Annotated in this window: 15 protein-coding genes; 4 read left to right on the top strand and 11 right to left on the bottom strand. The window is 71.6% G+C overall.

Annotated features, from left to right (window positions below):
• Positions 1 to 10 precede the first annotated feature (10 nt).
• Positions 11 to 1,030, bottom strand: a complete 1,020-nt coding sequence (gene hrcA / locus EPO13_09230; protein TAK68938.1) for a heat-inducible transcriptional repressor HrcA — start codon at positions 1,028 to 1,030, stop codon at positions 11 to 13.
• A gap of 179 nt (positions 1,031 to 1,209) precedes the next feature.
• Between hrcA and EPO13_09225 the strand changes: the two genes are divergently transcribed.
• On the top strand, positions 1,210 to 2,004 hold the full coding sequence (locus EPO13_09225) for a maleylpyruvate isomerase family mycothiol-dependent enzyme (protein ID TAK68937.1): 795 nt from the start codon (positions 1,210 to 1,212) through the stop codon (positions 2,002 to 2,004).
• Here the strand turns inward: EPO13_09225 and EPO13_09220 are convergent.
• Complete coding sequence (locus EPO13_09220; GenBank protein TAK68936.1) at positions 1,998 to 4,097, bottom strand: phospholipid carrier-dependent glycosyltransferase; 2,100 nt, start codon at positions 4,095 to 4,097, stop codon at positions 1,998 to 2,000. The genes EPO13_09225 and EPO13_09220 overlap by 7 nt on opposite strands.
• A gap of 285 nt (positions 4,098 to 4,382) precedes the next feature.
• On the opposite strand from EPO13_09220, the gene EPO13_09215 reads away from it, so the two are divergent.
• The gene (locus tag EPO13_09215) at positions 4,383 to 5,210 is read left to right on the top strand and encodes a DUF3097 domain-containing protein (protein TAK68935.1); all 828 of its coding nucleotides are present in this window, start codon (positions 4,383 to 4,385) and stop codon (positions 5,208 to 5,210) included.
• Between the two features lie 159 nt (positions 5,211 to 5,369).
• Positions 5,370 to 5,984, top strand: coding sequence for a DUF4870 domain-containing protein (locus tag EPO13_09210; GenBank protein ID TAK68934.1), 615 nt, complete (start codon positions 5,370 to 5,372; stop codon positions 5,982 to 5,984).
• A gap of 87 nt (positions 5,985 to 6,071) precedes the next feature.
• On the opposite strand, the gene EPO13_09205 is transcribed toward EPO13_09210, so the two are convergent.
• From EPO13_09205 to EPO13_09195, 3 genes are all read right to left on the bottom strand, one after another.
• Positions 6,072 to 7,289: a coproporphyrinogen III oxidase gene (locus EPO13_09205; protein TAK68933.1), complete on the bottom strand. Its 1,218-nt coding sequence runs from the start codon at positions 7,287 to 7,289 to the stop codon at positions 6,072 to 6,074.
• Between the two features lie 18 nt (positions 7,290 to 7,307).
• On the bottom strand, positions 7,308 to 9,158 hold the full coding sequence (locus tag EPO13_09200) for a long-chain fatty acid--CoA ligase (protein TAK68932.1): 1,851 nt from the start codon (positions 9,156 to 9,158) through the stop codon (positions 7,308 to 7,310).
• A 111-nt stretch (positions 9,159 to 9,269) separates the two neighbouring features.
• Positions 9,270 to 11,120 (bottom strand): elongation factor 4, encoded by a 1,851-nt coding sequence (locus EPO13_09195; protein TAK68931.1) that lies wholly within the window; start codon positions 11,118 to 11,120, stop codon positions 9,270 to 9,272.
• A 311-nt stretch (positions 11,121 to 11,431) separates the two neighbouring features.
• Between EPO13_09195 and EPO13_09190 the strand changes: the two genes are divergently transcribed.
• Positions 11,432 to 11,701, top strand: a complete 270-nt coding sequence (locus tag EPO13_09190) for a 30S ribosomal protein S20 (protein TAK68930.1) — start codon at positions 11,432 to 11,434, stop codon at positions 11,699 to 11,701.
• Positions 11,702 to 11,897: 196 nt separating this feature from the next.
• On the opposite strand, the gene holA is transcribed toward EPO13_09190, so the two are convergent.
• From holA to EPO13_09160, 6 genes are all read right to left on the bottom strand, one after another.
• On the bottom strand, positions 11,898 to 12,908 hold the full coding sequence (holA, locus tag EPO13_09185) for a DNA polymerase III subunit delta (GenBank protein ID TAK68929.1): 1,011 nt from the start codon (positions 12,906 to 12,908) through the stop codon (positions 11,898 to 11,900).
• A 55-nt stretch (positions 12,909 to 12,963) separates the two neighbouring features.
• Positions 12,964 to 15,558 carry a ComEC/Rec2 family competence protein gene (locus tag EPO13_09180; GenBank protein ID TAK68928.1) on the bottom strand — a complete coding sequence of 865 codons (2,595 nt, stop codon included), beginning with the start codon at positions 15,556 to 15,558 and terminating at the stop codon, positions 12,964 to 12,966.
• Positions 15,555 to 16,133, bottom strand: a complete 579-nt coding sequence (locus EPO13_09175) for a ComEA family DNA-binding protein (GenBank protein TAK69057.1) — start codon at positions 16,131 to 16,133, stop codon at positions 15,555 to 15,557. Before EPO13_09175 ends, EPO13_09180 begins: the two co-directional genes overlap by 4 nt.
• Positions 16,134 to 16,655: 522 nt before the next feature.
• Entirely contained in the window at positions 16,656 to 17,498 is an 843-nt protein-coding gene (locus EPO13_09170) for a DegV family protein (GenBank protein ID TAK69056.1), read from the bottom strand.
• Positions 17,499 to 17,606: 108 nt separating this feature from the next.
• A complete protein-coding gene (locus EPO13_09165; protein ID TAK68927.1) occupies positions 17,607 to 20,090 on the bottom strand; it encodes a leucine--tRNA ligase in 2,484 nt (827 codons plus the stop codon).
• A 45-nt stretch (positions 20,091 to 20,135) separates the two neighbouring features.
• The gene (locus tag EPO13_09160) at positions 20,136 to 22,592 is read right to left on the bottom strand and encodes an EAL domain-containing protein (protein ID TAK68926.1); all 2,457 of its coding nucleotides are present in this window, start codon (positions 22,590 to 22,592) and stop codon (positions 20,136 to 20,138) included.
• Positions 22,593 to 22,700 lie beyond the last annotated feature (108 nt).

The raw sequence follows: 22,700 nt of genomic DNA, 5'->3' as shown, positions 1-22,700 counted from the left end.
CCGGATGGCGCTACTGCTCGGTCAACAGATGCCCGAGGTAGCGCGCGACGGCTCGCACCGCCCCGATGGCCCCGGGATAGTCCATGTGCGTGGGACCGACGACGCCCAGCCGGGCCACGGCCTGATCGGCCCGGCCGTAACCCATCGTCACCACCGAGGTGGCCGACAGCCCCTCGACGGTGTTCTCGTGGCCGATACGGACGGTCAGCAGATCCGGCGAGGTCGCCTCGCCGAGCAGGGTCAGCAGGACGACCTGCTCCTCCAGTGCTTCCAGCACGGGCCGGATCGTCGAGGGGAACGCATCGCCGAAGCGGGCCAGGTTTGCCGTCCCGGTGAGGACGACGCGCTCCTCGGCGCGTTCGACCACCGTCTCCAGCAGGGTCGCGAGGACCGCGGCGACCGCAGGTCGGGCGGCCGGATCGAACCGCAACGGCAGCTCGGCCACGCCGTCGGCGACCTCGGCGAACCGGCGGTTGCCGACCGCGCCGTTGATCGCGGTCCGCAGCTCGACGAGGGTCGCCTCCTCCAGCGGCGCGGGCACCTCGACCACCCGCTGCTCGACGCGACCGGTGTCGGCGATGAGCACGAGCATCAACCGGGTGGGGGTGAGGGCGACCAGCTCGATATGACGCACGCTGGAACGCACCAGCGACGGGTACTGCACCAGCGCGACCTGCTTGGTCAGCTGGGACAGCAGGCGGACCGTGCGGACCAGGACGTCGTCGAGGTCGACGGCCTCGTCCAGGAAGGTGTGGATCGCCCGCCGCTCGGCCGGTGACATGGGCTTGACGCCGGCCAGCCGGTCCACGAACAGCCGGTAACCCTTGTCGGTCGGGACCCGTCCGGCGCTGGTGTGCGGCTGCGCGATGTAGCCCTCGTCCTCCAGCGCGGCCATGTCGTTGCGGATCGTCGCCGGGGACACGCCGAGCCGGTGCCGGTCGGCGATCCCCTTGGAGCCGACCGGCTCACGGTTCTCCACGTAGTCCTCGACGATGGCGCGCAGGACGGCGAGCTTGCGGTCGTCGAGCATCTCGCCACCTCCTGACAGGGCGCCGGATCGTCGTGAGCACACCGCACTTGGCACTCGGGTAGGCCGAGTGCCAAGTGTACGACTGGTCCCGCCGCGACCCCGGCCTCGCCGCGGCGTGGGAGCAGCGTCGTACGCTCCGGCTCGCCCACCCCGCACACCTCCAAGGAGGCGGTCAGCGCATGGCCACCGGCACCGACGACGTCCTCGCCGCGATGCGTCGCAGCCACGACCGGCTCAGCGCCCGGGTGCGCCTGCTGGACGAGGAGGACCTCCGCCGGCCCTCCGGCGCCGCCCAGTGGACCGTCGCGCGGGTACTCAGCCACCTCGGCAGCGGGTCGCAGATCGCGCAGGCCAACCTGCAGGTCGCGCTCGGCGGCGCCGACGACCGCGGCCCGGATTTCAACCAGGGGATCTGGGCGCGGTGGGACGCGATGACGCCGGAGGACCAGGCCGCGGGATTCGTCCGCGCCAGCCGTGACCTCGTCGAGGGATACGAGGCACTCACCCCGCAGGAACGGGCGGACATCCGCTTCCGGTTGGGGTTCTTCGCCGAGCCGGTCGACCTGGCGACGTCTGCGGGCCTTCGCCTGGTCGAACTGGCCCTGCACAGCTGGGACATCGACGTGGCCTTCGACTCGGCCGCAACGATTCCCGCCGACCTCGCCGGCATCGCGGTGGACCGGATCGGGACCATCCTGGGCCGCATCGGCAAACCGGAGGCGGTGGCCGGGCGTTCGGTACGGCTTCGGCTCGACACGGTCGCGCCGCAGACCAGCCGGGGGCTGGTCATCGACGGCACGGTCCGGTTCGACACGGTCCCCGACGAACCCGACGGAGTCGTGGCGATGCCTGCCGAGGCCCTGTTGCGACTGCTGGGCGGCCGGCTGTCGGCCGGCCCCCACACCCCGGCCGGCGTGACGATCGGTGGCCCGATCACCCTGGACGAGTTGCGTGGCGTGTTCGGCGGCTACTGAGCGCGCGGCGACGTCAGGTCGTAGACGGTCACGCCGCCCACGGTTGTGGCGGTGAAGGTGTCACCGACCCAGGTTGCTATCTGGTTCGCCACGTTGCTGCCGCCCTGGCTGGGGCCGAAACCGCCACCGCCGCCGACGAAGTAGTGGATCCGCCCGGCCGCCACCTCCTGCTGGAACGCCGCCAGGCTCGGCGCCGGGTCGGAGCCGTTGAACCCGCCGATCGCCATGACCGGGTACCCGGTTGCCAGCTGATAGCCCGACGCGCTGTTGGAACCGACCGCGGCGGCGACCCAGGTGTACGCCGAGCCGTCGGCCGACAGCGTCGCGGTGAGTTCGGCGCTCGGCGTACTGCCGCCGAGCAGGCCACCCGCGCCGCCACGCGCTGCACCCGGCTGACCGGCCCCACCCCCGGCAGGGGGCGACCCGCCGACCGGCGGGGCGGCAGCGGTCGGCGGCGTACCCGGCCCGGCCGGACGTTGCCCACCGGCCCCGCCCGGTCCCGCCGTCCCGGCCGCTCCGGCACCACCCAGGCCGCCGCGCCCACCGAAGCCGCCGGGCGCGGCCGGCCCCGCCGACGGGATCGAGCCACCGTGGGCAGTCGCCGCGGTCTGCGCGGCGTACGCCGAGGGACCGGCGAGCACGACGAACAGCCCCGCCGCGGCGATTGCCACGGCTACAGAGCGCACCGGTGGCAGCAGCAGCAGCGCGGCCGCGACGACCGATCCCAGCAGGATGACCCACGCCAGGAAGGGGACGAAGTCGGGCGTACGGCGCAGCAGCACGAATGCCCAGACCCCGGTCGTCGTCACTCCGGCCGCCAGCAGCGCCCGGGCCCACCACTGGGTTCGCCTCGACCACAACGTGGCCGCTGCGGTACCGACCAGGGCGCCGATGGCCGGCGCCAGCGCCACGTTGTAGTAGGCGTGAAAGATGCCGGCCATCAGGCTGAAGACGAGGAACGTGACGGCGAACCAGCCGCCCCACAACAGAAACGACGCGCGCATCCGGTCGGTCCGGGGCCGCCTCGCGGTCAGCAGCAGGCCGACGACGAGGGCGAGCAGCGCCGCCGGGATCAGCCACGAGATCTGGCCGCCGGAGTCGCTACCGAACAACCGGCTGAGGCCGGTCTGCCCCCACATCGAACCCACAGCGCCGCCGCCGACGCTTCCGGTCTCGTCGCCGCTGAGCCTGCCCAGGCCGTTGTAGCCCAGGATCAGTTCGACAATGCTGTTGGTCTGCGAGCCCCCGACGTAGGGCCGCCAGTCCGCCGGCAGCAGCGCGACGACGGCGACCCACCAGCCGCCGGCCACCAGCAGGGCCAGCCCCGCCAGCGCCAGCGAACCCAGCCGACGCCACCACGAGGTTGGTGCGGCGACGACGAAGGCGAGGGCGAAGGCCGGCACGACGAGGAACGCCTGCAGCATCTTGGTCAGGAAGCCGAAGCCGATCGCCGCGCCGGCCAGGACGAGCCACCTGGTGCTGCCGTGTTCGATCGCCCGGATGGTGGCGTATGCCGCGGCCACGAGCAGCAGCACGAGCAGCGCGTCCGGGTTGTTGAACCGGAACATCAGCACCGCCACCGGGGTCAACGCCAGCACCGCGGCCGCCAGCAGGCCGGCGCCGGGGGTGAACCATCGACGGACCGCGAGGTACAACAACCCCACCGCCGCAACGCCTTCGAGGGCCTGCGGGACGAGCATGCTCCAGGAGTTCAGGCCGAAGATCCGCGCCGACAGTTCCATCACCCAGAGCGAGGCGGGAGGCTTGTCGACGGTGATGAAGTTCGCCGCGTCGGACGAGCCGAAGAAGAACGCCTTCCAGCTCTGGGTACCGGCCTGGACCGCTGCGGCGTAGAACGAGTTCGCCCAGCCCGACGCCGACAATCCCCAGCAGTAGAGCAGCCCGGTACCCAGCAGGACGGCCAGCAGGGCGGGGCGGACCCAGCGCGGATCGTCCGTGCGGCCGCGAACCAACCGGCCGAGCAGTGACCGACGCTCCTCGGGTCGCGCGGCGGGGGTGGACGAGGCCGGCGGGGCGAAGCCGGGGGCATGCGGCTGCATGCCGGCGGTGGGCCCGGGCAGTGTCGACGTCATGGCCGGCAGCCTGGCGGGCAGAGCCATGACGACGCTATGAGAACCCGACGAGAAGACGCTGTGCCGCAACGCAGGACGAGCCGGCGTGCGGGGCGAGGCGCGATGCGCAGGAGCGCACGGCCCATCGCGCCGGCACTGCGGGCAGCAGCTGCCGACAAACAGCACCGATAGGCACGGCCGACACGCCGACCGGTGCCGCGATGCGGTGCCGCGCTGCCGATCTCGGCAGGATCGCACCCGCTCGGCGGTCACCTGCGGTGGCCCACGGCGAGACGGAGGCGGTCGGTGCAGGACAGGTATGGCGCGGACGTGTTGTCGGCCGGGCGCCGGTCACGGCCGGCACCACGGCAGGTCGTCGCCGAGACCGGGCTGGTCGTCGAATGCGCGGACACCGGCTGGTGCGGGGCGGTAGTCGGGATGGAACGCGGCCCCGACGGGCACGCCGTAGTCCTGGAGGACCGGCACGGCCGCCGACGGCCGTTCCTGCTCGTGCCCGGCGGCTTCCTCGTCGAGGGCGAGCGGGTCACGCTGGTCCGGCGGACCGCCGTCGCCGCCAACCCGAAACGGACCGCCTCCGGCTCGATCGCCGTAGCGACCACGCGGGCGCGGGTGGCCCGCGCCTCGCGAATCTGGGTCGAAGGCCGCCACGACGCCGAACTGGTCGAGAAGGTGTGGGGCGACGATCTGCGGATCGAGGGCGTGGTGGTGGAGGAACTGGGCGGCATCGATCATCTGCCCGACGCCGTACGGGAGTTCCAGCCGGGCCTGGGACGCCGGCTGGGGGTCCTCGTCGACCACAACGTGGCTGGTAGCAAGGAGTCGCGCCTTGCCGACGCGGTCAGCGCGGAGCACGCCGGGAACGTCCTGGTCGTGGGGCATCCGTATGTCGACGTGTGGGCCGCCGTACGGCCCGAAGCAGCCGGGATAGCCCGATGGCCGTCGGTACCCCGCGGGACGGACTGGAAATCGGGCGTGTGCGCGCAACTGGGCTGGGATCCGGACACCGGGCGCGCCTGGCGGGCGCTGCTGGCGCGGGTGTCGACGTACAGCGACCTCGAGCCGTCGCTGCTGGGCCGGGTCGAAGAACTCGTCGACTTCGTGACCGCTGGCTGAACTTCGCGGATCGACGCTCGATGCTTGTGCGCCGTAGCGCAGCCCGGCGCGATCGGCGCAGTTCACCGCCGAACACCCACCGTCGCCGGTACTGTCCGGGCACGCAAACCCACCTGACCGCTGCGCTCGTCCCCCCATTCCGGTCGCAATGAGGCCACGATGGGGGTGGAGGTGTTTCCCATGACCGATCAGCCAGGCCCGCCGCATCCCGAGGACCCCCTGGGGACGAACGTCCCGCCCGCTCCGCCGCCGCCGGCGTCTCCGGCTCCGCCACCGGCAGCTCCGCAATACGGGCAGAACCCGCCCGGCTACCAGCCGCCCGCGCCGGGGTACCAAGCCCCACCGGCTCCCGGCTACGCGCCGCCACCGGGCTACCAGCAACCGCCGCCCGGCTACGGCTACCCCGCCGGCGAGGCGCCCTTGTCACCCAGCGACGAACGCATGTGGGCGATGCTCGCCTACGTCGGCCAGCTCCTGCTCAGCTTCCTCGCGCCGCTGCTGATCCTGCTCATCTTCGGCAAGCGTTCGGCGTTCGTGAAGGATCAAGCGACCGAGGCCCTGAACTGGATCATCACCATCGCGATCTTCATGATCCCGGCCTACATCCTGGCCATCATCTTCGTCGTGGTGTTCGCTCCGCTGGGAGTTCTGCTGTTCCTCGCCATCGCGTTCGTCGCGATCGGGTCCCTGGTCTTCACGATCATCGGGGCGGTGAAGTCGTACGGCGGCGAGGCGTACCGCTACCCGTACAGCCTGCGGCTGATCAAGACCTGAGGTTCGACTCCGCCGGCCACCACCGTGCCGGGCTGACGGCGACGGGCCGGGACGCACCAGCGTCCCGGCCCGTTTCTCGTCCGCGGCTCAGGCGACAAGATCGCGAACGACCGCGTCGGCGAGCAACCGCCCGCGCAGCGTCAGCACCAGTCGGCCCTGCCGCCAGGCATCGACCTCGGCCAGCCCGTCCGCGGCGGCCCGGGCGGTCACCACCGATGCCCGCGGTCCCAAGGCATCCAGCGCGACACCCTCGGCGAGCCGGACCCGCAGCAGCACGTCCTCGACCCAGCGGTCCTGCGAATCGAGCACCTCCCGGGCCTGCGCCGGCGAGCTGCCGTCTGCCAGCCGCGCGGCGTACGCCGTGGGGTGCCGCACGTTCCACCACCGCACCCCTCGCACGTGAGAGTGCGCGCCGGGTCCCAGGCCCCACCAGTCGTCGCCACGCCAGTACCCCAGGTTGTGCCGGCATTCCCCACCGGGCTTGGCCCAGTTCGATACCTCGTACCAGCGCATCCCGCTGCCGGACAGCACCTCCTCGGCGACCAGGTAGCGCGCCGCAGCCTCGTCGTCGTCGGGTGCCGGCAGTTCGCCGCGGCGTACCCGCGCCGCCATCCGCGTGCCGTCCTCCACGACCAGGGCGTACGCCGAGACATGATCGGCGCCGCTGGACGCAGCGGCCTGCAACGAGTCGCGCCAGTCCTGTTCGGTCTCGCCGGGCGTGCCGTAGATGAGGTCGATGTTGACGTGGTCGAACCCCGCCGCCCGCGCATCGGCCACCGCGCGCAGCGCGCCGCCGGGGGTATGGGTCCGGTCGAGCACCTGCAACACGTGCCGCGACGCGCTCTGCATGCCGAAGGAGACTCGGGTGAAACCGTTGCGGCGCAACGCCTGCAAGGCGGCACCGTCGACTGAGTCCGGGTTCGCCTCGACCGAGACCTCGGCGTCGTCGGCGATGCCGAAGGTGGTCGCCACGGCATCCAGCAGCCGGCCGAGTTCGTCCGGCGCCAGCAGCGTCGGCGTCCCGCCGCCGAAGAAGACCGTCGTCGCCGGCGGCACGGCCGGTCCCAGCACGCGGCGGGCCAGCCTCACCTCGGCGAGCACCGCGTCCAGGTACGACGACCTGCTCGACCCGGGACCCAGTTCGCCGGCGGTGTAGGTGTTGAAGTCGCAGTAGCCACAGCGGGTCGAGCAGAACGGCACGTGGACGTAGACGCCGAAGGGCCGCTCCCCCAGCGCCGCGAGCCGATCCGGTGGCAGCGCGCCGTCGCGGGGCGCCGGGTCGCCGTCAGGCGGCTGTGAGGCCATCGCCGTGCCGGCCGCCGTTCATCGGTGGCCCTCGTACATGGAGTCCACGATCTCACCGAAGTGGTCCAGCACCACCCGGCGCTTCACCTTCAGGCTCGGCGTCAGTTCGCCGTCCTCGACGGTCAGGTCACGCGGCAGGATGCGGAACTCCTTGATCGTCTCCCAGTGGTTCAGCTGGTTGTTCAAGGAGCTGAAGGCGTCCGCGACCACCTGTCGCACAGCGGGTTCAGCTGCCAGCAGTGCCGGTTCCACCGACGCCAGGCCATGGGAGGCCGCGAAACCCGCGGCAGCGTCGTGGTCGAGGCTGACCACCGCGCTGGCGAACGGGCGGCCGTCGGCGATGACCATGATGTTGCCGACCAGCGGGCAGATAGCCTTGAACTGCGCCTCGATCGCCTGCGGCGCAATGTACTTGCCGTTGCTGGTCTTCACCAGGTCCTTCTTGCGATCGGTGATGGCGACCCGGCCCAACTCGTCGATGATCCCCACGTCACCGGTCGCGAGCCACCCGTCGGCAAGCATGGCCTCGTCCGTCGCCGCCTCGTTGCCACGGTAGGCGCGCATCACGCTGGGCCCACGGACCAGGATCTCGCCGTCGGCCGCGGTCGCCATCTCCGTCCCCGCCAGCGGCTCGCCGACGGTGCCGTACCCGATCCGACCGGGCCGGTTCAAGCTGACCGATCCGCTGGTCTCGGTGAGCCCGTATCCCTCCAGCACAATGATTCCGGCGGCCTCGAACCAGGCCGCGATGTCCGGCGACAGGGCCGCGGATCCGGACACCAGGTAGCGGATGCGCCCGCCCAACCGCTCCTTGATCTTGCTGAACACCAGCCGGTCGGCCACCGCCAGCTGCAGTCCGAGAACCCGCCCCAGGTCCTCGCCCGCTCGGCGTTTGGCCGCAGCCCGGTGCCCGACGTCGAAGGCCCAGTCGAACACCTTCGCCTTCGCACCCGACGCCGCCTGCCGGCGGACCGCGGCGTACACCTTCTCGAAGATCCGCGGTACGGCAGCCATGAACGTCGGTCGGATCACCGGCAGGTTCGTCACGATCTGGTCCACCCGGCCGTCGACCGCGGTGACGAAGCCGACCTGCAACTGGGCCGACAGCAGGACCTTGCCGAACACGTGCGCCAGCGGCAGCCAGAGATACTGCACGTCGTCCTCGGTGAGCAGGTCGAGCGCCTCGATGGTCGCGCCCTCATATGTCCAGCAGCGCTGCGGCAGCTCGGCGCCCTTGGGTCGCCCGGTCGTGCCGGAGGTGTAGACCAGCGTTGCGAGGTGATCCGGCCGTGAGGCGGCCACCCGGTCGGTGACCGTGGCGGCGTTCTCGGCCAGCCGCTGCCGGCCGGCGGCCCGCACCGCCTCCCAGGACATCACCGCGGACCCGACGCCCTCCCCCTGCATCAGCACCACGGTCTCCAGATCGGGCAGCCCCGCCCGCTCCTCGTCGACCTTGGCCAACTGGTCGGCGTCCTCGGCGAACAGCAGGCGGACTCCGGCGTCACGCATGATGTAAGCCATGTCGTCGGCCTGCGTCTGGGGATAGACCGTGGTCGTGGCCGCCGCAGCGCACATGATCGCGAGGTCGGCGACGATCCACTCCAACCGTGTGCTGCTGGCGATCGCGACGCGGTCCTCCGGCTCGATTCCGAGAGCCACCAGTCCCGCCGCCAGTTCGACGACCTCGACCTCGAGCTCCCCCCACGAGATCGACCGCCACCCGCCGACCATGTTCGGTACCCGAAACGCCTCGCGGTCGCGGCTGCGAGCCACCCGGTCCAGGAACATCTGGCCGACGCAGGTCGCCTCCGGCGGTAGCTCGGCCGTCAGGGACCCCGTTGTCCGCACCAACTCGGGCACAGCGGCCATCGAGAGTCCACCTCCGCGTGTGGTGGCGCCGTCACCGACGTGCGCCGAACGTCGATCACCACACTAGAGACCCGGGCTGCCGTTACGCAGCGGCCGCGCGGACCGGTGCCCTCACCGTGTCTTGGCGACGCCTTCCCCGGTCGACAACGCTGCGATGAAGGCCTCCTGCGGCACCTCGACCCGTCCGACGACCTTCATCCGCTTCTTGCCCTCCTTCTGCTTCTCCAGCAGCTTGCGCTTGCGGGTGATGTCACCGCCGTAGCACTTGGCCAGCACGTCCTTACGAATCGCCCGGATGTTCTCCCGCGCGATGACCCGGCTGCCGATGGCCGCCTGGATCGGCACTTCGAACTGCTGCCGCGGGATGAGCTCCTTCAGCTTCGCGGCCATCGCGACGCCGTAGGCGTACGCCTTGTCCCGGTGGACGATCGCGCTGAAGGCGTCGACCGGTTCGCCGTGCAGCAGGATGTCCACCTTGACCAGATCGGAGCGCTGCTCGCCGGTGGGCTCGTAGTCCAGCGAGGCGTAGCCACGGGTCCGTGACTTCAGTTGGTCGAAGAAGTCGAACACGATCTCCGCCAGCGGCAGCGTGTACCGCAGCTCGACCCGGTCCTCCGACAGGTAGTCCATGCCCAGCAACGCGCCACGACGGGCCTGGCACAGTTCCATGATCGTGCCGACGAACTCCCCCGGCGTCAGGATCGTCGACCGCACCACCGGCTCGTACACCTCGGCAATCTTGGCAGCCGGGTATTCCGACGGGTTGGTCACCACCAGCTCGGCGCCGTCGTCCTTGACCACGCGGTAGACCACGTTCGGGGCGGTCGAGATCAGATCGAGGTTGAACTCCCGTTCCAGCCGCTCGCGCACGATCTCCAGGTGGAGCAGACCCAAGAAGCCGCAACGGAATCCGAAGCCGAGCGCCAGCGAGGTCTCCGGCTCGTAGGCCAGCGCGGCATCGTTGAGTTTCAGCTTGTCCAAGGCGTCCCGCAGCAGCGGATAGTCCGAGCCGTCGATGGGATAGAGCCCGGAGAACACCATCGGCTTCGGGTCCCGGTAGCCGCCCAGCGGCGCGGCTGCCGCGCGCACCGACGAAGTGACGGTGTCGCCGACCCGGCTCTGCCGGACGTCCTTCACGCCGGTGATCAGGTAGCCGACCTCACCGACGCCGAGCGAGTCGGCCGGCACCGGCTCAGGCGAGATGACGCCGACCTCGAGCGTCTCGTGGGTGGCTTGCGTCGACATCATCACGATGCGCTCGCGGGTGGACAGCGATCCGTCCACGACCCGCACATAGGTGATCACGCCGCGGTAGGTGTCGTACACGGAGTCGAAGATGAGCGCCCGCGCCGGCCCGTCGGCGTCGCCGACCGGGGCCGGGACCTGCTGGACCACGGCTTCGAGCAGTTCTCGGACGCCGTCGCCGGTCTTCGCGCTCACCCGTAGCACGTCGGCGGCGTCGCACCCGATGATGTGCGCCAGTTCCGCGGCGTACTTGTCCGGCTGCGCCGCCGGCAGGTCGATCTTGTTGAGCACCGGGATGATCTGCAGATCGCCCTCGAGCGCCAGGTACAGGTTGGCGAGCGTCTGGGCCTCGATGCCCTGGGCGGCGTCCACCAGCAGGATGGCGCCTTCGCAGGCCGCCAGACTGCGGGACACCTCGTACGTGAAGTCGACGTGACCGGGCGTGTCGATGAGGTTGAAGACGTAGCTACGGCCGTCTGCCGCCAGGAACGGCAGCCGTACCGCCTGGCTCTTGATGGTGATGCCGCGTTCCCGCTCGATATCCATCCGGTCGAGGTACTGGGCGCGCATCGACCTGCTGTCGACCACGCCGGTCAGCTGCAGCATCCGGTCGGCCAGCGTGGACTTGCCGTGGTCGATGTGGGCGATGATGCAGAAGTTGCGGATGTCGCCGGGATCGGTGCGGCCCGGGGCCGGCGGAGTGACCCGAGCGCTCACGCTGACGACTGCCTTCCCGCCGCCGGCATCCGGCGTCCGCTACGTCCGTTGATCGTCCGGCGGCCCCGCGCGGCCGCCGGCCCACACCGACAGGATGGCCCAGCCGGTGAGGCAGGCCATCGTCGCATGACCAGCCGTCGACGGACGTCCGCGCACGAATGCCGGGGCTGCCCCGCGGCCTGCCGATTTGGCGGCCCGCCGGGTGCGGTGAGTATCCTGTGGCGCCCGCGCGCACCGGTCGGTGGCGGCGCGAGCTGACAAGCCGGCGCCAGGGCGCCGACCCACCCGCTGTACGAGACCGAAGGCTGACCGTGGCGAACATCAAGTCGCAGATCAAGCGCATCCGCACGAACGAGGCGGCGCGCGTGCGCAACAAGGCGGTCAAGTCGCAGCTCAAGACCGCGGTTCGTAAGTTCCGCGAGGCCGCCGACGCCGGCGACGTAGCGAAGGCGACCGAGCTCGCCCGCGCGGCCGGCACCCTGCTCGACAAGGCCGCCAGCAAGGGCGTCATCCACAAGAACCAGGCCGCGAACCGGAAGTCCGCGGTCGCCAAGCGCGCTGCCGCTCTCGCCGAGGCCTGACCCTCGAGACCAGCCCGCCGCGCTGCGGCGGATCGAACGCTCTGGCCAAGCACTGCCGCTGGTCAGCAGGCCTGACACCGGGACCGCCCGCCGCGCTGCGGCGGATCGAACGCCGCCGCTGGTCAGGCACGGCTGACACCGGGACCAGCCCGCCGCGCTGGCTGGTGAGCGGGCGCCCGCCTAGGCCAGCAGCTGGTCAGGAGCGCGCGGCGTCGTCGCGATCCGACAGTTCGACCACGAGCCGCTCCAGCGCCCACAACTTCTGCGTCGGATCGAGCTGCTCGCCTTCCCGTAAGCCGCCTTTGACCGCAGCATCGGCCTGGGCGAGCCGCTTGGTCGCCGCCACGATCTGCTCGGGCCGCCAGCGGCGCAGCTGCGCCTGCAGTGACCGCAGCTTCCAGGGCGGGACACCCGCCGCGGCAGCCAATGCCGCCTCCGGCTGCGCCTTGGACGCCCCGGCGTAACGGACCAGACCGCGCAGCCCAGTGGTCATGGCTCCGACAGTCGCCGGGCCCAGCCGTCCCCGGTCGCCGGATTCTGCGGCCCACCGTAGGTCCGCCAACGCGTCGACCGTACGGCGCTCCCATACCGCGTCGGAGATCGCGAAGCCGCTGACGTCGGCGACCCCACCGAAGTAGCGATGCACGTCGTCGATATCCAGCGGGTCCGTCTCGACGTCTCGAACCAGCTGCCGGATCGCCCCCACCAGCAGCTGCAGGTCCATGCCCACGGCATCGAGCAACGCCTCGAGCGCCTCGGGTCGGGCACGGCGGCTCTCGCGGCGCAGCTCCTGGCCGAGGAAGCCGATCACGTCGCGGCGTCGCTTCAGCGCCGGACATGCGACCTCCACGGCACCGGCCTTGCGGATGTGGTCCAGCAGTGCCTTGCCCTTGGTCCCGCCGGGGTGCAGCAGCACCAGCCAGAGCCCGGGAACCGGCTCGGTACACGCCTGCTTGACCAACCGCGCCGCCGCCTCGTCGGCGCCGTCCAGGCCTTCGACGACGACAACCGTCGACTCACCGAAGAGGTTGGGGGCCAAGGCATCTGCCAAGGCGGCGGCCAGGTCGCCGGAACCGGCGCGAATGACGGACCGGTACGCGCTCGGCTCGACGGCCCGGGCGGCCGCCACGACCTCGTCCACGGCCCGCTCGGCCAGGACGGTCTCCGGGCCGAACACCAGCGTCACGGGGGCGGGAGCAGCCGGCACCGGCCGAGCATGTCACGAGTCGCCGACATCGCCGTCCGGCAGTCGCAGTAGCTGTTCAGCGGCGGGTCACCAGCCCGGCGCTCCGGCTGCGGCCGGCACCGTCACCGCCGTCACCGCCGTCACCGCCGTCACCGGCGACGACTGCGAGATCCCCCTGCTCGTCGGTACGCCCGACCAGGGCGCTCGCCTGCCGCAATGCCGCCAGGACCCCCGGCGCGGGATGTCCGTAGTCGTTGTCCGCTCCGACCGACACCAGCGCGATCGACGCTGCGGCCCAACCGAAGATCGACGGCTCTTGTTGCGCCGAGCCGTGATGAGCCACCTTCAGCACGTCCACCCGGCCGCCCGGCGGACCGTCCGGGTACGCCGCGAGCAACGCCCGCTGTGCGGCCGGCTCGATGTCTCCGGTCAGCAACAGCCGCAGACCCCGGACTTCGACCAGCAGGACGAGGCTGGCGTTGTTGGCGTCGGAACCCTCGCCACGAATCAGCCGCCGGGGGCCGAGGACCGTCATCGTGACGTCCGCGACCGTCCGGACCTCGCCGTACTCGGCTGACAGCATGGCGACTCCGGCAGCACCCGCCCACCGCTGGACCCGTGCCGCCTGCTCCGGCGGTTCGGCCAGCGGCGAGGTGAGGATGACGCCGGTGTCGCGCCGGAGCACACCCGGTGTGCCTTCGACGTGATCGGCATGAAAGTGGCTGAGCACCAAAGCATTGACCCGTTCGACGCCGAGGTCACCCAGGCAGCGGTCCACCGCAGCGGGATCGGGGCCGGCATCGACGACAACGGCCTCCCCCACTCCACTCCGGATGACCAGCGCGTCGCCCTGACCGACGTCGCAGGCCACCAGGACCCAGCCGGCCGGCGGCCAGCCGCTGCGGCCCGGCGGGCGCAGTACGACAGCAGCGATCACCGCGGCGGCCAGTGCCGCGGTGAGCCAAGGCGTACCGGACACGAGCGGCCACCAACGCCGGCGGCTGGCCAGCAGCGCCACGAGCAGCAGGGCCAGCGCCACACCGCCGCTGGCTCCCCCGGGCCACGGCACGGTCGCCGCTGGCGCTGCGGCCGCGGTGTGGGCTACCGAGGCGATCCACCCCGCCAGGGGTGCCGCCGCCGCCGCGAACAGTCCCGCCACCGCGGGACACACGACCGACGTGACGGCAGCGAGCAAGCCCAGCAGGGTCACCGGCGCGACGACCGGGGCGACCAGCAGGTTCGCCGGTACGCCGGCCAGTGAGATGCCGCCGCTCATCGCCGCGACGAGCGGAGCCGTCGCCAGCTGGGCTGCCAGCGTGACCGCGGCCGCCGTGGCAAGCCAGTCGCGGATCGCGTGTCGCTGCGGCAGGCCCCGCCAACGATGCGCCAGCACCAACAAGCCCGCCGTGGCGACCGCCGACAGCGCGAAACCCCACGACGCGGCCAGGGCTGGCGTGCTGAGCAGGACGAGGCAGACCGCAGCGGCAAGCACAGACAACTCACGGCCCCGACCACCAACGAGCAACCCGACCAGGACCACGGCGCCCATGACGGCGGCCCGTACGACGCTGGGCTCGGGCCGCACCAGGGCGACGAATCCGGCGAGGGCGGTGGCCGCCACCAGAACGCGCGTGCGGCGCCGGGCGCCCAGCAGCCTGCTGAGCAGGAGCGCGGCGGCGACCACCATCGCGGTGTTCCCGCCGCTGACCGCCGTGAGGTGCGACAACCCCGCGGTTCGCATCGCCGCGGTGAGCTCGGCGGTCTGCGCGGTCTCGTCACCGACGGCGAGCCCGGCGACCAGAGCCGCCTGGTCGACCGGGTGAGCGCTCAACGTGGTGCGCAGGCCGTCCCGTAGCGCCGCTGTCGCGGTGTCCACCGAACCCGGCGGCTGGAGCTGCCGGACCGGACCGGCAGCCAGCAGTACGGCCGCGACCTCCGGCGCCCGGCCGGGATCGGCCAGCCGGCCGGAGACCGTCACCGTCGAACCGTGCACAGCCGTACTGGCCGAGACGTGTTCGCCGGTGGCGGATTGCGGCGCCGCATCGCCCGACGTCGTCGCCGCAGACTCGTTGACGCGCACCGAGACGAGGACGTCGACGTCGTACGACGTGCCCCGCACCACGGCACGCTGCACCCGCAGCCGGATCACGGTGACGTCCGGCAGCCGGCGGGTCCCGGACACCACGCCGGTACGCCGCTGCGGATCACCTTCCACGACGCCGGCCAGCTCGACGACGGCTCGCTGCTGCGCCCACGCCGTCAGCGGGCCGCCGCGTACGGCACCCACGTGCAGCCCGGCGACCACCAGCCCGGCGCCAAGGCCCAGCACGAACAACCCGGCGTGGGCGAGCGCGAGAGAGCGGACGCCGCCGCCCGAGGCGGCCCAAGGGATGCCGCCGGAGGAAGCCGAAGGGATGCCGGCGCGGGAGGCGGCCGAACGGACATCGCCGCCGGAGCCGGCCGAAACGACGTCGCTGCCGGACGCAGCCGAACGGACCCTGCCTGAGGCGAAGGCAACTCCACCACCGGTTGCCGCGACGACCAGCCCGCCGACGATGACGACGACGGCGGTACTGCCGCCGACAGCCCCATTCCCCAACAGCGCCAACAGGACGGCGAGTTCCGCGGACCACAATCCCAGGGCGACGACAACCAGGCGGAGATCCCTCACACCCTCACCAGGCGCTCGATCGCCGCGAACACCTTGTCTCCCACGCCGGAGACCTCCTGCAGCTCGGTGACCGCGGTGAAGGCGCCGTGCTCCTCACGCCACGCCACGATGCGCCCGGCGAGCACCGGGCCGATCCCGGGCAGCTCCTCCAGTTGCGCCGTAGTAGCGGCGTTGAGATCCAGTGGCGCGTTCGCCGCGCCGGTGCCCGGCCCCGTCGTCGTGCGGCCGGGCACCGTGTCCGGGTCGGTCGTGGTGCGGCCGGGCAAAGCACCCGCTCCGATCACCAGTTGCTCGCCGTCGACGAGCACTCGGGCGAGGTTCGCGCCGCCGAGATGACCGCCGGGCCGCAGGCCCCCGGCGGCGCCCACCGCATCGGCCACCCGCGATCCGGCGGGCAGCCGGACCAACCCGGGCCGGACCACCTCGCCGACCACGTGCACGACCACCTCACGCACGGCCGGTGACGGCGAGGCCGTCACCTTCTCAGCGACCGGCTGCCCGCTGACCACGGCAGCGGGTGCCCGCGTGACTTCGCGGGGCCGGCCTTGCCACCACCACCACCCGGCGAGGACCATCGCCACGGCCACCACAGCGGCGATCGCGCGAACGGTCCGGCCGTCGGCGCGCCGGATCCCCTCGGCGGGCTCGGTGTTGCGATCGGCAGCCGAGGCGGCGCCGTCGACCGCGAAAGCCGCAACGGACGAGGTGGCGCCACCCGAAACGGCCGAGCCAGCGTCGCGCGCGGTGGCCGAGGAAGCGTCGCCAGCCAGCTCTGCGTCCGGGTCGCCCGCGCCCCTGTCGCCTCGCCAGGCCGCAGCAAGGTCAGCCAACCGCTGCGCTGCGCTCTTCTCGTCTCGGGACACCTCACGGACGCTAGGCGGCAGCACCGCTGAGATCGACTGCGTCCCAAGCCCTGGGGACGGCTGAGCCCATTGTCCGCGGTTGTGGACGTCACTCGCTTGTGGACGTCACTCGCTTGTGGACGTCACTGCGCTTGTGACCGGCACGTCGGTTGTGAATGTCACCGCGGTTGCGACCGGCACGTCGGTTGTGAACGTCACTCTGTCGTCAACGTCGCCGCGGTCGTGAACGTCGCCTCAGCGTGGCGCCAGGACGACGGCCACCATGCCCGGCCCGACATGGGCGCCGAGGACCGCACCCACTTCGCCGACCTCCAGTTCCGCGCGCGGCAGGCGGTCGCGCAGCCGGGCGGCGAGCGCGGCGGCGCGGTCGGCGGCCAGGCAGTGCTGCACCGCGATCCGGATCTCCCCGATGCCCGCGCGCATCGCGGCGAGCTCCTCCAACCGGGCGAGCGCGCGGGCAGCGGTCCGGACCTTCTCGACCGGCTCGACCACGCCGGCCGACAGCTGCAGCAGCGGCTTGACGTGCAGCGCCTGGCCGAGCAGGGTGGCCGCGGCGCCGATCCGGCCGCCGGCGCGCAGCCGGTCGAGGGTGTCGACGTAGAACAGCACGCTGGTTCGCGCCAGCCGGTCGCGGGCGGCGGCCGCCACGGCCTCAGGAGCTGCTCCGGCACTGGCGGTTGCGGCCGCGGCCAGCACGGCGTAGCCGAGGCCGAGTGCTACCGAGCGGGAGTCCAGCACGGTGACCGGGATCGCGACCTGACGCGCCGCGATCGTCGCGGACTCCACCGTGCCGCTCATCGCTGCCGACAGGTGAATCGACACAATATGCGTTGCGCCGTTGTCGGCCAGCTCGCGGTACTGCGCGGCGAGGCGCTCCGGCGCCGGCCGGGAGGTCGACACCGACCGCTTGTCGCGCAAGGCAATGGCGACGTCCGCCGGGGTGATCTCGGTGCCCTCGTCGCGGATGACGTCGTCGACGATCACCTGGATCGGGACGACCTTGACACCGGCGGCAGCGGCGCGTTCTGGGAGCAAACTGGCGGTGGAATCGGTGACCACCGCCACCGCGCCCGCCACCATGGCGACACGCTACTGCCCCCTGATACCGACCCGAACCCGACCGCCGGAACCGCGGTCAGTGGAGTGCTAGGCCGGAACCGCGGTCAGTGGAGGGCTGGGCGAAACTCAGGCCGGGACGACGTTCACGAGCCGAGGCGGCCGGACGATGACGTCCTTGACCGCGCGCCCGTCCAGCGCCTTGACCACGGCCGGAGACTGCAACGCGAGTTCGCGCAATTCGGCCGGATCCACCGACGGCGCAACCTCGATCCGGTGCCGGACCTTGCCCGCCACCTGCACGACGCAGGTCACCGACTCCTCGACCAGCAGTGCCGCGTCGACCGCCGGCCAGCCTGCGAGCGCGACGCACGGCTCGTGGCCGAGTTTGGACCACATGTCCTCGGCGGTGTACGGCGCCACCAGCGACAGCAGCACCGCAACGGCTTCGGCCGCTTCACGAACGGCCGGGTCGGCAGCACCGGGACCGGAGTCGATCGCCTTGCGGGCCGCGTTGACCAACTCCATGGACTTCGCCACAGCGACGTTGAAACGCCCCGCCTCGATCGCGACCTGCGCGTCGTGCACCATCCGATGCGTCACCTTGCGCAGCGCGACATCGCCGCTCGCCGGATCGGTGCCGGCCGCGCTGGACACGTCACCGGACAACCGCCATGCCCGGGCCAGGAACTTCTTCGCCCCGGTCGGCGAGACGTCCGCCCAGTCGATGTCGTCCTCGGGCGGGCCGGCGAACACCATGGTGAGCCGTACCGCGTCCACGCCGTGGTCGGCGAGCTCGTCGGACAGCCGGACCAGGTTTCCTCGCGACTTGCTCATCGCCGAGCCGGCCATGAGCACCATGCCCTGGTTGAGCAGGCGCGAGAACGGTTCGGTGAACTCGACCATTCCCATGTCGTGCAAGACCTTGGTGAAGAAGCGGCTGTACAGCAGATGCAGGATCGCGTGGGTCACGCCGCCCACGTACTGGTCCACCGGTAGCCATTCGCGGGCCAGCTGCGGATCGAAGGGCGACTCGGTCCGAGCAGGGTCCAGGTAGCGCAGGTAGTACCAGGACGAGTCGACGAAGGTGTCCATCGTGTCGGTGTCGCGGGTGGCGGGTCCGCCACATCGCGGGCAGCTGACCGCGGCCCACTCGGTCGCCGCCCCCAACGGGGAGGAGCCCCGCGGGGTCAGGTCGAGGCCGTCGGCCGCCGGCAGCACGATCGGCAGCTGGTCGTCGGGCACGGCGACCTCGCCGCACGACGGGCAGTGCACGATGGGAATCGGTGTGCCCCAGTACCTCTGCCGCGAGATGAGCCAGTCACGGAGCCGGTAGTTGACCGCGGCGCGACCCGTGCCGCGCTCGGCGAGCACGGCAAGGATCGCCTCGATCGCCGCGGCCTTGCCGAGCCCGTCCAGCGGGCCGGAGTTCACATGCAGGCCGTCGTCGGCGGTGGCCACCCCGGTGACAGTCGGATCCTCGGCGGCCTCCACGACGACCCGCACCGGCAGCCCGAATGTCCGGGCGAAATCCAGGTCGCGCTGGTCGTGGGCCGGCACCGCCATGATGGCGCCGGTGCCGTAGTCGGACAGCACATAGTCGCTGGCCCACACCGGAATCCGCTCGCCGTTGACCGGGTTGACCGCGTACCGGTGCAGGAAGACTCCGGTCTTGGCGCGGCTGGCGTCCAGCCGGTCCACCTCGCTGGTCATCGCCACCTGGTCGCGGTAGGCGGCAAACTCCTGCTCCGCCGGCGTACCGGCGGCCAGTTCTGCGGCCAGGTCGGAGTCGGCGGCGACGACGAAGAACGTGGCGCCGTACAGCGTGTCCGGTCGCGTCGTGTAAACCGTGACCGGCTCGGGCCGACCCTCGATCCCGAACTGGACCTCGGCACCGGTCGAACGTCCGATCCAGTTGCGCTGCATCAACAGCACCTTGTCGGGCCATTCGCCCTCGAGCTGGACCATGTCGTCCAGCAGGCGATCGGCGTAGGCGGTGATGCGCAGATACCACTGCGTCAGCTTCTTCTTGACCACCAGGGCGTCACAGCGTTCGCAGCGACCACCGATCACCTGCTCGTTCGCGAGCACGGTCTGATCGTTCGGGCACCAGTTCACATTGCTGGCCTTGCGGTACGCCAGGCCCTGCTCGAACATCCGCAGGAAGAACCACTGGTTCCAGCGGTAGTACTGCGGATCGCAGGTGTTCAGCGTGCGATCCCAGTCGAACGAGCAGGCGTACCGCCGCATCGACGCCCGCTGGGTCGCGATGTTCTCGTACGTCCATCCCGCAGGATCGATGCCGCGCTTGATCGCGGCGTTCTCCGCGGGCAGGCCGAACGCGTCCCATCCGATGGGGTGCAGCACATCGAAGCCCCGCTGCACCCAGTAGCGCGCGATCACGTCGCCGATGGCGTACGCCTCGGCATGCCCCATGTGCAGGTCGCCGGACGGGTACGGGAACATGTCCAGCACGTACTTCTTCGGACGCTGGTCACCTGCGGTACCGGAACGGAACGGCGCGGCGGCGTCCCACACCGGCAACCATCGTTCCTGGATCGCCTCGACGTCGTAGTCCTCAGCGCCCTCGGGCGTCCGGACCGTGTCGCTCATCTGCCGCGCTCGGCCACAGGTCGCGTCGGGGAGTCGGGCACGCGGTCAGGGTACCCGATCGAGATTGGCCGTCCGCGTGGAGCGGCGGTCGCCGCGGCGCCGGCGCTTCACCGCGTAGGCCTGGGCATCTGCTTCGGCGAGCAGCACCCGGGCCGACCAGGGTCCCGCGGCGGCAACCGCCACCCCGCAGGAGACCGTCGGTCCCCGCTGCGACGCGAGTCGTTCCTGCAGTGTCACGACGACGGCCTGGGCGGCGAGCAGATCGTGGTCGGGCAGCAGCAAGGTGAACTCGTCGCCACCGAGTCTGCCGGCCAGGCCCCCGTCGACCCCGGCCACACTCGCCGACAGGGCGTCGCCCAGCACCTGCAGCGCAAGGTCTCCTGCTCCGTGTCCCAGCGAGTCGTTGATCTCCTTCAGGCCGTCCACGTCGAGCAGCACCAGAGCAGTGGGGCGTCCGTCGGCGGACAACCGGGTCAGCGCATCGTCGACCACCCGGCGATTGCCCAGGCCGGTCAGGGCATCCTCGAATGCCTGCCGGGCCATGGCATCGAGGTGTTCGGCCTGCACCACGACGGTGCTGACGACGCCGGCGACGGCGGTGAGCAGCTCGAGGTCGCGCGCCTCGAACGCCGGCTGATCCGGCGACGTCGTGGCATACATCCGGCCCCAGAGCCGATCCTCGATGAGGATGGGAACCGCGGCGCACGATCCTTTCCCGAGCCGGCGCAGCATCCCGACCTCGGCATCGTCGGACGTGGGGTCGTTGACGCTCTGCAGGTGCGGCATTCCCATGGTGAGCAGTCGCTGCGACTCCGGGAACTGGATCAGCGGATAGAACTCGTCGGCGGGGAAGACGACCTGCGCGGGTCCGAGTTCGCCGACGTTGACCAGGGTGCGCAGGACGCCGGTCTCCCGGTCCCAGCGCTCGACCGACAGCGACGCGGCGCCGAGCACCGCGCGGGCCTCGTCGGCGGCCAACCGCAGCAGTTCGCGCATGTCGCGAGTGGAGCCGATCGCCCGGGTGACGCCGAGGAGGGCGCGCATCCGCTCTTCGACCCCGCTGCGACCGCTGTGGTACGCCTCGGCGGTGTCGAGCACGGTGTCGATGCCGATGATCGGGACGGGCCGGGTGGCGACCGACACCAACACGGCGGCAACCTCGTCGTCGACGGTGCCGCCGGCCACGACCTGCTCGCAGCAACTGGCGAGGTCGAGGTCCGGCCGCTCGCGCAGGACGGCTCCGACCCCGGCCGCGGCGGCCACGACGCGCACCTCGATGGGAAGGTCCGGCCGCGGCAGGCCGTCGGCCAGCACCGTCGCCAGGTCGGCAGCGCCGGGGACCCGGGCCGCCCAGTCGTCGCCGGCGAGGACCAGTTCCCGGTGGTCGTGCACCAGCGACAGCATGCGGGTGACGTAGTTCGAACCGGCGCTGAGCCCCATCCGGCGGCCGCAGGCACTGGACAGGGCGACCACGGTGTCGCGCACCCGGGACGGCCGGATGGCCAGCAGCCGCGCGGCGGCGAGCACCGTCGCGTCGTGTTCCGGGCGCCACAGGGTCGCCAGATCTGTCCCGGTGGGGGCGCGGCGGATGCCCTGCTGCAGATCGACCAGTTCCGGGGTCTCGGTCGGTTCTGCGAAGTAGAAGCCCTGGGCGGCCAGGCAGTTCAGCTGTTCCAGTACGACGAGTTGGTCTTCGGTCTCGACCCCTTCGGCCACGACGTACAGGCCGAGGGTCTCGGCCAGCGCGATGACCGCACGAACGATCGCGCGGGCCCGGGACGGTGTGGCGACTTCCGAGACGAACGTCCGGTCGATCTTCAGCATGCGCACCGGCAGGCGCTTGAGCCCGTCCAGCGTGGCGAATCCGGTGCCGAAGTCATCGAGGGCCAGCCGTACGCCGAACGCCGACAGCGCCTCCAGCGCCGGCTGTACGGCGCCTGCCGTCGCCACCGTCTCGGTGATCTCCAGCGTCAGCGCGCTCGCCGGGACGGAGTATTCGCGCAGCAGAGATCGCACCAGCGGAAGGAACGTCGGGTCGGCCAATTGCAGGGGCGACACGTTGACCGAGACCCAGACCGCGGCCAGGCCGTCGCCTTGGCGCCGCCACCCTGCCACGCGGGCGATCGCCTGCCGGAGGACCTCTGCCCCCAGGTCGGCGATCAGTCCGTGAGTCTCGGCTGTCGCGATGAATCGAGCGGGTGCGACGAGTTCGTCGCCGTTTTGCAACCGGGCCAGGCATTCCATGCCGACGACCCGCCGATCGGGCAGGCTGATGATCGGCTGGTACCGCACTTGGAGGCCACCGGCGGCCAGGGCGCGGCCGAGTTGCCCGGCGGACAGGCTCTCGGCGGTCGCGGCGGTCATTCGACCTCCCCCGCGAGCCCTACTGCTCGCCTCGCCGGACTCTCGGCTCGGGTCGGCCGCGTGGCGCTCCCGATGATCACCGCTTCGGCGGCAGGTTAGGGCTTCAAGGGGCCGGCGGCGGGCCGCATCCGGCCGCATCCGGCCGTCCGGGTGACAGGTTCGCCCACCCTGCCCAACGGTGAGGAGGTCCGGGAACCCGATGCCGGCTCCTGGCCGGACGCCGCCGCTACCGCAGACCGCAGGGGG

Source organism: Actinomycetota bacterium, from assembly GCA_004297305.1.
Classification (GTDB): Bacteria; Actinomycetota; Actinomycetes; order S36-B12; family FW305-bin1; genus FW305-bin1.
This window is presented reverse-complemented; position numbering and strand designations above follow the sequence as displayed.